The following is a 10,020-nucleotide window of genomic DNA, read 5'->3' on the forward strand; positions in this document are numbered from 1 at the left end:
TTCTCGCTCGGCGGGGCCAGTCTGTCGATGGACCTGGGGCACTGGGTCAGCGACGGCCTGATGGCCCTGTTCTTCTTCGTCATCGGCCTGGAGGTCCGCTACGAGATCTCCGTGGGCGTGCTGACCGACCGCCGGCGCGTCGTGATCCCGGCCCTGGCCGGGATCGGCGGCATGCTGATCCCCGTGCTGCTGTACCTGGCGGTCGCACCCGGGGGTGAGGCCCTCCAGGGGTGGGGCGTGGTCATCGGCACCGACACCGCGTTCATGCTGGGGGCACTCGCCATCGTGGGCCCCCGGTTCGTCACGCAGCTGCGGGTCTTCCTGCTGGCCATCACCGTCATCGACGACATCGTGGCCGTCGCCGTGATCGGCTTCGTCTTCTCGGAGACGGTCCACCTGCGGCCGCTGCTGGTCGCGCTCGCCCTGTGCGCGGTCCTGGCCGGGCTGACCCGCCTGGGCGTGTGGCGCGCGGCCCCGTACGTGCTGGTCGTGCTCGCGCTGTGGCTCGCCACCCTCCAGGCCGGCCTGCACGCCTCCATCGCCGGCATGCTCGGCGGTCTGCTCATCCCTGCCCACACCCCCACGCGCCAGGCGGTGGAGCGGGCCGTCCGGCTCTTCCGCGCCTTCCGCCAGTCCCCCCGGGCGGACGTGGGTCTGACGGCACGCAGGGGGCTCAAGCGCGTCGTCTCCGTCAACGAGCGGCTGCAGACGGTGCTCCACCCCTGGACGAGCTACCTCGTCGTCCCGGTGTTCGCCCTGGCCAGCGCCGGCGTCGACCTGCGCGGCGGCGTCCTGGCCGACGCCCTGACCTCCAAGGTCACCTGGGCCGTCGTCATCGGTCTCGTCGTCGGCAAGCTCCTGGGCATCGGGGGCGGCGCGCTGCTTCCCGCCCGCCTCGGCCTGGGCAGGCTCCCGCGGGGTGTCGGCCCGGGCCACGTGCTGGGCGGCGGCGTGCTGTCCGGGATCGGCTTCACGGTCTCCCTGCTGATCGCCGGACTCGCCTTCGAGGACCCGGTCCTGCGCGCCCAGGCGACCGTCGGCGTCCTGCTGGCGGCCGTGCTCGCCACGGCCCTGGGATGGGTGGCGTTCCGCCTGGCCGCGGTCCTGCGCGGCGAGACGGACGCCGACCTGCCCCGCACCCTGGACCGCCCCGTCGACCCGGCCGCGGACCACGTCAGGGGTCCCGTGGACGCCCCCCTGACCCTGGTGGAGTACGGCGACTACGAATGTCCCTTCTGCGCCCATGCCACCGGTGTCGCCCAGGAACTGCGGCAGCGCTTCGGCGACCGGCTCCGCTACGTCTTCCGGCACCTGCCGCTGCCCGACGTGCACGAGCACGCCGAACTCGCCGCCCGGGCGGCGGTCGCCGCGGACGCGCAGGGACGTTTCTGGCAGATGCACGACCTGCTCTTCACCCACCAGGACCAGCTCGAATTCGACGACATCGTCGGCTACGCCGCCCAGATCGGACTCGACGTCGAGAAGTTCCTCCGGGACCTCGACGGGGAACAGACGGCCGCCCGGGTCCGGGCCGACGTGGCCAGCGCCGAGGCGAGCGGGGCCAGCGGCGTCCCGACCTTTTTCATCGGCGACCGCCGCCACACCGGACCTCACGACGCGGTGACACTCGCCCGCGAACTCGAGGCATCCGGCCCCCACGACCACCCGGCATGACCGCACCGTTCCTCGCTGTGTCCTTCGCGGTCCTGCAAGAGGGCCGCTGAGCTTGCTCTGCTTCGACGGACACCGTCGGTGCGGGGCCGACCTGAACATATGTGTCCGTGTCGGCCAGGAGTTCGGTCAGCAGAGGGGGACGCCGGGGAGCTGGGCGGCCGGGTGGTCGATGTAGATGTTGCTGATGAGGCCGTTCTGGTCCCGCAGCTTGCTCCACCAGTTGTTGGCGTGGCGGTAGGCGGTTCCCGCCGCTGAGGCGAGGGCCGCGGCGCCGCTGGTGGTGTCCCCGTCGGAGCGGACGAAGTCCAGCGCGCGGCGGACCTCGGCCGAGTGGTGGCTGTAGGTCCACTTCTGGCCGCAGGGGTAGGGGCCTTGAAGTTCGGTGTCGCGGCCAGGGCCGGTCCGGAGGCGGCCGCAGCGGCCGGCCGGACGGGGCCGAGTAGCAGGCCGGCGTGCACAGCACGGCGGCGGTCACAGCCCACAGGCGTCTGCATCGCATCGTGTGTTTCTCCTTCGTGGGGAGAGCGGCAGGGAGCCGTCGCCCGATCGGACCGATCGGACGACGGACCGCGACACAAAGCAGGCAGGCGCAGTGCTCCCGGCAAGGTCTTTCGCTCGGACTGCAATGACTTGCTCACGACAAGCTGCACAGTCCACCGTGCGACGACCGGTGCACGACCGGCACCCCTGCTCTGCGGGCCGGGCTACCGCCCGCGCACCTTTGCCGGAGATCCGTGAGCGGGGGGCGGGGCACCTCAGCGCTCGGCGTAGTGTTCCCGTAGTGCCTCGATCTCTCTGGTCCACAGCACCACGTCGTCACCGGCTCGTCGGTACGGTGCGCGTCGGGCCAGCTTGAAGAAACCGCTTGACGGCCAGCCGGTGTCCTTGAGAACCACGAGGGCAGAAAGCAGCGGAGACGAGCCGTCAGGGCTCTCTCGGACCGAGGCGTCCTCCAAGAGATATGGCATCGAGCCCTCGTAAGCCGGGACATGGTGCCCGAACCGGGCCAGTTCGGCGCTCAACTGGCCGTATTGCAAGGGCTGGGCCCCTCGGCGTGCCCGGGTCCGCAGGATCTCGATCACGGCGTCCAGCGCCTGCTCGTACTCGACAGTGCCCCTCCGGATGCGCGGTCCCCTCCCTGGCCGTCGGCTTACGCCTCGCGAGCTTATGCCGCATGGGCGCCGCTGGACAGCCAGGTCCCGATTTTTTGCAGAGACTTTTTGTGAACTCAGTGCATGGGGACGGGCTGGTGGCCTTGTGGGGCAGGGAGTACCGCCCGGCCGCCACGAGCCGGGAGCCACGAGCTACGAGCTACGAGCCGGGAGCCGGCGGCGCGGTGCCAAGCAGAGTGCACGGCAGGCGCGGGGCCGCCCGAGGGCATTCGGCGTCGGGCGAACGGCACAATGCTCAGTGTGAACGCACACGACGCAGGCCTGGCCGACGTCCTCGGGACCCGTGAGACCCCGACCCTCGAGTTCAAACGGACCGCCAAGAGGGAAGGAAAGCGCGGCGACGCCATCGGCAATGCGGTCTGCGCGATGGCCAACGATCTCGTCGGCACGGGCGGAGGGGACATCCTCATCGGCGTCGCGGACGACGGGACCCCGGTCGACGACGTGGACGTCAGCGACCGGGCTCTGCTGGCCCTCACCGACCTCCGGGACGACGGCAGGATCCTGGACCGGCCGTCCTTCACCGTCCGGGCGGCGACCTACCGGGGCAAGCCCGTGGTGCACATCCACGTGGAGGCATCCGCCGCCTTGTCGGTGCGCTTCGACGGAGTCGTGTAGGTGCGGCCCGGTCCGACCACCCGTAAGGCCACGCGTGAGGACGAGCGAGTCCTCACTGAGCGCCGGCGGGCCGGAGACGGTCCCTTCGACAGCAGGCCCGTGCCGTGCGCGACCCTCGACGACCTGGACCTCGAACTCTTCCGCAGTGACTACCTGCCGTCCATGGTCGGACCCGAGGTCATCGAGGAGAACGGGCGCCCGGTGCACCAGCAGCTGTCCTCCCTGCACCTCACCACCCCGGACGGCCGGCCGACCGCCCTCGGACTGCTCACGGTCGGACTCGACCCCAGCAGCCGCATCCCCGGGGCATACGTACAGTTCGTCCGGTACCAGGGCGTGGATCTCGACGCGCCCGTCGCCGACGACCAGGAACTGCGCGAGAACCTCGTGGGCATGGCGGCCAGACTCGAACCGCTGCTGCGCAGCAACCTTCGTACGCGTCTGGTGGAAGAGGGATTCCGGGAGACACCGCAGCCCGACTATCCGCTGGAGGCGTTGCGGGAGGTGTCGATGAACGCCTTGATGCACCGCAACTACGAGACCTCCTACGCCCCCGTGCGCATCGCCTGGTTCGACGACCGGATCGAGGTGACCAATCCCGGAGGGCCCTACGGGCAGGTCCGGAACGACAACTTCGACCGGGCGAACGACTACCGCAACCCGTCCCTCGCCGCGGCGATGAAAGGGCTCGGCTATGTGAACCGGTTCGGACGGGGGATCGGACGGGTGCGGGCATCGCTCGCGCGCAACGGGAATCCCCCCGCCGAATTCCAGATCGACGCGTCGTCGTGGGCCGTCATTCTCCGGAGGGCCTCATGAAGCGGACGTCGATCGCGCTCTTCAACAACAAGGGCGGGGTGGGAAAGACGACCCTGACCTACCACCTGGCCCACATGTTCCGCAGGCTCGGTCTGACGGTGCTGGCCGTCGATCTCGACCCCCAGGCGAACCTCACCTCGATGTGCCTGGACGAGACCGAGATCGAGGAACTGTGGGACAACCAGTCCGAGTTGATCGCTCAGGGCGCTGTTGCCTCCGCGCTGCCCGGAACCGGCCGGGTGCGCAACGGGCAGACGATTGCCGACGCGGTGCGGCCCATCCTGGAGGGCACGGGAGACGTCGCCCCCATCGAACCGGCCGAACTCCAACCGGGACTCCGGCTATTGGCCGGAAGCCTTGATCTGAGCCGCTTCGAGGACAAGCTGTCCAACGAGTGGTTCAAGACCTTTGCCGGTGACATCGCGGCGATCCGCACCACCACGGCCTTCCACCGTGTGGTGGAGCAGGCGGCCGACGGGATCGACGCCGACATCGTCCTGATCGACGTGGGGCCCAACCTCGGGGCGATCAACAGGGCTGCGCTCATCGCGGCCGACAACGTGCTGATGCCGCTCGCCGCCGACCTCTTCTCCCTCAAGGGGCTCAGCAACCTCGGCCCCACCCTGCGCGATTGGCGCAGGGACTGGCAGCAACTCGTCCTGCCCCGGGTTCCCGCCGGTTTCTCCGCGCCACGCGCCGAGATGCGCCCCCTCGGCTACGTGATCATGCAGCCGGAGATGCGGCTGGACAGACCCGTGAAGGCGTACGAGCGGTGGCTGCAGCGGATCCCCTGGGTCTACTCCGCGGCCGTACTGGGCGAGGGAGCGCCGGAGCAAGGTGACGACCGGCACCGCATCGCCACCTTGCGCAACTACCGCAGTCTTACGCCGCTCGCGCACGATGCGAGGAAGCCCATGTTCGACCTGAAAGCGGCCGACGGCGCGCTCGGCAGCACCCAGAAGTACGTGCAGACCTGTTACCGGGAGTTCCGTGAGCTGGCGAAGGAGGTTCTGGCCCGAGCCCAGCAACTGGGCAGCGAGTGAACGGCAGAGGCGGAGACACCTGAGGCCCCGCGACCGTGACCACGGTCGCGGGGCCTCACAGAAACGCGCGTCAGCGGCACGGAGGAAGTCGGCGACCTTGCCCGGCATGTCCAGGGTGACCAGTACCTCCGGAGCCGGGGCAGGCCCGGTGTCGGGGGTGTGCTCGGGCATGAGGTCGGAGACGGCGGTACGGATGGCGCCGCGGCTGACGTCGTGTTCGCGGACCAGGGCGGCGATGGACCGGCCTTCCAGGTAGGCGGCGCGTACGGCGACGGCGGTCGCCGTGGTGACCACGGGGCGGCGGCCGCCCTTGTTGCCCTTGGCCCCGGCGGCTCGCAGCCCGTCGAAGGTCGGCTCCCGCTGCAGGTCGCGCTGGAGCTCGCCGGCGGCCGCAAGGGTCTGCACCATGAACTTCACCGTGGACAACAGCTCTCCGGTGCGCGGGTGGCGGGCGGTGAGGTCCATGGCGGAGAACGCGCCGTCGTGGATGCGCAGGGCGAGCCGGTTGCGGTGGAGGACGTCGAGGACGTCGAGGACGTGCTGTGTGCCTCGCACGAGGCGGAACATCTCGGAGATGTGCACGGTGCCGCCCGGCCGCGCGTAGGCGAGCAGCTCGCCGAACTTCGGGCGCTCCAGCGGGTGGAGGCGGGTGGAGGTGCCGGCCTCCTCCTCGAACGTCACCGGGTCCTCGATGTCAGCCTCGGCGAGGACGAGGTTCTGCCGGTCGGTCGACTGCTGGTCGGTCGAGACCCGCTTGTAGACCAGGTTCGCCATCTCGGGCCCTTCGGTGCGGAGGATCGGACCCCATCTGTCGTCAAACCCCGTCATCAATCACCATTGGATCCGATTGGATTCGCACCGCCCTGGAGCCCCGGAAAGTCCGGGTTCATTGGACGCGCGCGGCGCCTGTCGTCATTCGATCGTTTGACGACAGGCGGGCGGGCGGGGTGGATCCCGAGCCCAGACGTCGCGGCCCTACGGCGAACTCCGGCCCCCGCGTGCTGTCGGCACGACCAGCCCCCAACCGCCGGGCCTGCAGGCCAGGACCTGCCGGGCTCCGGGGTGGACGAGATCGACCCGTACGACGACACTGCGCAGCAGTTGGCCGCAGCCAGGAACCGAACTGCCGATCTGATCCCTCAGCCCGAACCGGCGACCAGTGCCTCGCCGAGCGGGGTGCGCCGGTAGAGCACCGACCGTCCGGACCGGGCACGGACGAGCAGCCCCGCGCCTCGCAGGATGGCGAGGTGGTCTCCTACCGCGCCGGGTGCCATGGCGAGGCTTCGGGCGAGGTGGCTGGTACTGGCCGGGGCGTCCAGCGCCAACAGCAGCCGGGCTCGGGACCGGCCGACCAGAGCGGTCAGGGCGTCCGGTCGGGGGACGCTCTCCTGTTCGCCCCACAGGGCGGCGGTGCCGCGGGCACGATAGATCAAGGTTCTGGGCCAGGGGTCTTCCAGGTGGGCGGCGATATTCGCGACGAAGACCGAAGGGATCAGCAGGAGCCCGTCGCCGACGAGGCGGACTGTTCCGACTCGAGGGAAGTGGCCGATCTCGATACCGCCGGCTTGCCAGGCGATGCTCGGGTGCAGGCTCTCGATGGTCGTGACCCATCCGTGTTCGCCGATCACACCCACCCGGTGCACGACGTCGCGCTCACAGATCGCGCGCAGTTGCGGCCAGTCCGTGGCGAGCAGCTCGTGCCAGGCCTGGTCCATCGCCTCGGCGATCCTGGAGACGGCGTCCGTCGAGTCCAGCACCGCGCGTACGCGGGGATCGCGGGCGGACGGGCCGGTCGCGTTGGTGGCGATTTCGTGGCGGGCCGCTTTCAGCGGTGTGGCCCGGATCATGGCCAGGTCGTCTGCCCAGGTCTGGTTGAGGCCGCGCGGGGGCGGGGCGACGAAGTTCGGTCCGGATTGCGGGGTGTGCAGGGCGAGGGCGGCGTTCAGTTCGGTCTCGCGGCGAAGCCGTTCGAAGGCCGGCATGAGCCGGGTGGCCCAGGCTCGCGGCAGCGGCCTGTCTTGGTCGGCGAGCGAGCGTAGCAGGAAGCACAGGTCCATCGCGGGCGACAGTGCGAAGCGGCTGTGCAGCAAGTCCTCGACGGAGACTTCGAAGCGGAGCACCGCGCCATGCTACCGAAGGACGTCTGTTCCGATTCGTCCAGCGACGAATCATTGGTGAGTGGCGTGGGCGCACGACGAGGCTGGGCGTCATGACCCCAACCGCCGAGCCCGCGCAGGGCAACCACCGTGCCACCTACCGGGAGGTGCTGGCCGAGCCGCGATTCCGGCTGCTCTTCTCAACCCGCACCGTCGCGATCACCGCGGACGCGCTGCGGATCACCACGTTCTCGGTGCTGGTCTTCTCGGCCACCGGCTCCGCGCTGCTGAGCGCACTGGCCTTCGGCATCGGTTTCCTCCCGCAGCTGTTCGGCTCGCTGCTGCTGGGCTCACTGGCCGACCGAATGCCGCCCCGCGCGCTCATCACCGGCGGCTACGCCTTGACATGCGCCGCCGCCCTGCTGCTCGCCCTGGTGCGGATGCCGATCGTGGCAAGCCTTGGTGTCGTGGCGCTGGTCGCCCTCGCCACACCGGTGTTTCACGGCGCGTCGAGTCGGCTGGTCGCGCAGTCGCTGGAGGGCGACGCCTATGTACTGGGCCGTTCACTGAACAACATCGCTGCCTCCGGCGCGCAATTGTTCGGTCTGGCGCTGGGAGGTGCGGTCGTCGCGGCACTCGGCCCACGCCGGGCGCTCGCGGTCAGCGCCGCCCTCTACCTCGGCTGCGCGCTCGCTGTCCGCATCCGGCTGCCCCGGCTGCAGCCGGGAGAGTTCGGCGGCACACCTGGCAGCGCTCGGGGCGATGGCGGGGCCGTCCGGGCAAGCCTGCACGGTGCCGGCCTGCTGCTGCGCGGACACACGGTGCGACGACTGATGCTGGCCCAGTGGCTCCCGCCCGCGTTCGTAGCGGGCGCGGAAGGTTTGATCGTCGCCTACGCCGGAGGACGCCACTTCGCGCCCGGCCGGTACGCGGTGCTGATGGGCTGTCTGCCGGTCGGCATGCTGGTCGGTGACCTGCTGGTGGGCCGACTCCTGCTACCGCCCACCCGGGAGCGACTGGTAGTGCCGTTGATCGCGCTGATGGGACTGCCGCTGGTCGGCTTCGCTGCCGAGCCCGGAGTGGGCGTCTCGTCCTGTCTGCTGCTGCTCTGCGGCTTCGGATTCGCCTACGGTCTCGGCCTGCAACGGCCGTTCCTGGACGCCCTGCCGCAGGATGGCCAGGGCCAGGCCTTCGGTCTGCTCGGCTCCGGCAGCATGACGCTGCAGGGCGTCGGGCCGGTCTGCTTCGGCTCGGTGGCCGCAGGCATCGGAACAGGCGGCGCAATCGCCCTGGCCGGCGGCGCGGCGGCGCTGACCGCCGGCTGGATTCTCACCTGGCACCCGCCGCCCACCTCCCCGGTCCCCGTCCCGAACTGCTCAACGGGATCAGAGAACGGCACCGAACAGCATGCGTGCAGTTCTCCTGCGCAGTAACCGTCGCAGGCCGGGTCGGCCGCGAGCCGTCACGCACCTCCCACCCCCACGTCTCTCTGACGGACAGTCATTCCCGGTAGCTCATTGTGTTAGAAGTCCCGAGCCTCGGCTCTGCCGGCCGTTGCGGACCAGGTACGGGACCTTGAGACCACGAACAGCCCATGGAAGGCTCATGCCGCATGATCGATGAATTCGCGAAGGACAACCTGCACGGAAGGCTGCGGCGGGACCGCGAGGCGCTGCTCTGGAAACTCGACGGCCTGTCCGAATACGATGCCCGCCGGCCTTTGACGGCGACCGGGACCAACCTCCTCGGCCTGGTCAAACACGTGGCCAGCGTCGAGGCCAGGTACTTCGGCGAGGTCTTCGACCGGCCTTCCCCGGAATCGCTGTCCCGGTGGCAGGACTACGACGGCAGCGATCTGTGGGCGGCCGAGGACGAGACCCTCGAGCAGATCATCGGGTTCTACCGGCGCACGTGGGAACACTCGGACGCGACGATCAACGAGCTTCCCCTCGACGCCCCCGGCCACGTGCCGTGGTGGCCGGAGCCTCATGCCGACACGAACCTGTTCGCCGTCATGGTCCATGTCCTCGGCGAGACCATCCGGCATGCCGGGCACGCCGACATCCTGCGCGAGGGCCTCGACGGCCGGACCGGGATGCGCGCCGAACACGAGCAGCAGATCGACGAGGAAGCCCGTGCAGCGTACTGCGCGAAGATCGAGCAGGCCGCCAGGTCGGCCGCACCGATCAAGGCTTACGACTCGGTACGCGACAGGTAGACAACCGGGCTGGTCAGGCGCTGACGAAACAGAACTCGTTGCCTTCCGGATCGAGCATGGCCTGGAAGGACTCCTGATCGTCGGTGACTGTCTCGCCGACCCGAGCTCCGCCCATACCTACCGCTTCGGTGGTGGCGGCCTCGATGTCGTCGACCGCGATATCGAGGTGAAACCGGTTCTTCACGGTCTTGCCTTCGGGTACCGGTTGGAAGGCGAGCCGTGCGAACCCAGGCAGCTCGACATGCGACCAGCCGCGGGCACGGTCGACCGGCTCACTGCCAAGTAGCTGGGCCCAGAACCGGACCAGGGCCTTCGGCTCACGGCAGCCACGACAATCTGACGCAAGTGTGCACGCATGGCCGGGAGCCTACGACGGCCCC

9 protein-coding genes and 1 pseudogene are annotated in these 10,020 nt (G+C 69.8%); 6 read left to right on the forward strand and 4 right to left on the reverse strand.

What is annotated here, in order from left to right; all coding sequences use genetic code 11:
• On the forward strand, positions 1 to 1,674 hold a 1,674-nt coding region (nhaA, locus tag RH94_RS18860), incomplete at its 5' end, for a Na+/H+ antiporter NhaA (protein ID WP_073948720.1).
• Between the two features lie 755 nt (positions 1,675 to 2,429).
• Here the strand turns inward: nhaA and RH94_RS18870 are convergent.
• On the reverse strand, positions 2,430 to 2,756 hold the full coding sequence (locus tag RH94_RS18870) for a hypothetical protein (RefSeq protein WP_234425872.1): 327 nt from the start codon (positions 2,754 to 2,756) through the stop codon (positions 2,430 to 2,432).
• 330 nt (positions 2,757 to 3,086) lie between these two features.
• On the opposite strand from RH94_RS18870, the gene RH94_RS43855 reads away from it, so the two are divergent.
• The 3 genes from RH94_RS43855 to RH94_RS18885 all read left to right on the forward strand — a co-directional run bounded on the left by RH94_RS43855 (position 3,087) and on the right by RH94_RS18885 (position 5,326).
• Entirely contained in the window at positions 3,087 to 3,464 is a 378-nt protein-coding gene (locus RH94_RS43855; RefSeq protein ID WP_158073070.1) for an AlbA family DNA-binding domain-containing protein, read from the forward strand.
• Positions 3,465 to 3,563: 99 nt separating this feature from the next.
• Positions 3,564 to 4,283 carry an ATP-binding protein gene (locus RH94_RS43860; RefSeq protein WP_234425873.1) on the forward strand — a complete coding sequence of 240 codons (720 nt, stop codon included), beginning with the start codon at positions 3,564 to 3,566 and terminating at the stop codon, positions 4,281 to 4,283.
• The gene (locus tag RH94_RS18885) at positions 4,280 to 5,326 is read left to right on the forward strand and encodes a ParA family protein (protein WP_073948723.1); all 1,047 of its coding nucleotides are present in this window, start codon (positions 4,280 to 4,282) and stop codon (positions 5,324 to 5,326) included. Before RH94_RS43860 ends, RH94_RS18885 begins: the two co-directional genes overlap by 4 nt.
• A 372-nt stretch (positions 5,327 to 5,698) precedes the next feature.
• Here RH94_RS18885 and RH94_RS43865 read toward each other — a convergent pair.
• A pseudogene (locus RH94_RS43865) lies at positions 5,699 to 6,154 on the reverse strand (recombinase family protein); the annotation flags it as partial.
• A 311-nt stretch (positions 6,155 to 6,465) separates the two neighbouring features.
• The gene (locus tag RH94_RS18895) at positions 6,466 to 7,446 is read right to left on the reverse strand and encodes an ArsR/SmtB family transcription factor (RefSeq protein ID WP_073948724.1); all 981 of its coding nucleotides are present in this window, start codon (positions 7,444 to 7,446) and stop codon (positions 6,466 to 6,468) included.
• Between the two features lie 89 nt (positions 7,447 to 7,535).
• Here RH94_RS18895 and RH94_RS18900 point away from each other — a divergent pair, with 89 nt between their 5' ends.
• Both RH94_RS18900 and RH94_RS18905 read left to right on the forward strand, forming a co-directional pair.
• Positions 7,536 to 8,855, forward strand: coding sequence for an MFS transporter (locus tag RH94_RS18900; RefSeq protein ID WP_073948725.1), 1,320 nt, complete (start codon positions 7,536 to 7,538; stop codon positions 8,853 to 8,855).
• 179 nt (positions 8,856 to 9,034) lie between these two features.
• A complete protein-coding gene (locus RH94_RS18905) occupies positions 9,035 to 9,640 on the forward strand; it encodes a DinB family protein (protein WP_073948726.1) in 606 nt (201 codons plus the stop codon).
• 13 nt (positions 9,641 to 9,653) lie between these two features.
• Here the strand turns inward: RH94_RS18905 and RH94_RS18910 are convergent, their stop codons facing one another.
• On the reverse strand, positions 9,654 to 9,947 hold the full coding sequence (locus tag RH94_RS18910) for a VOC family protein (protein WP_324614232.1): 294 nt from the start codon (positions 9,945 to 9,947) through the stop codon (positions 9,654 to 9,656).
• Between the last annotated feature and the right edge of the window lie 73 nt (positions 9,948 to 10,020).

This window comes from Streptomyces kebangsaanensis (assembly GCF_001906585.1).
GTDB lineage: Bacteria > Actinomycetota > Actinomycetes > Streptomycetales > Streptomycetaceae > Streptomyces > Streptomyces kebangsaanensis.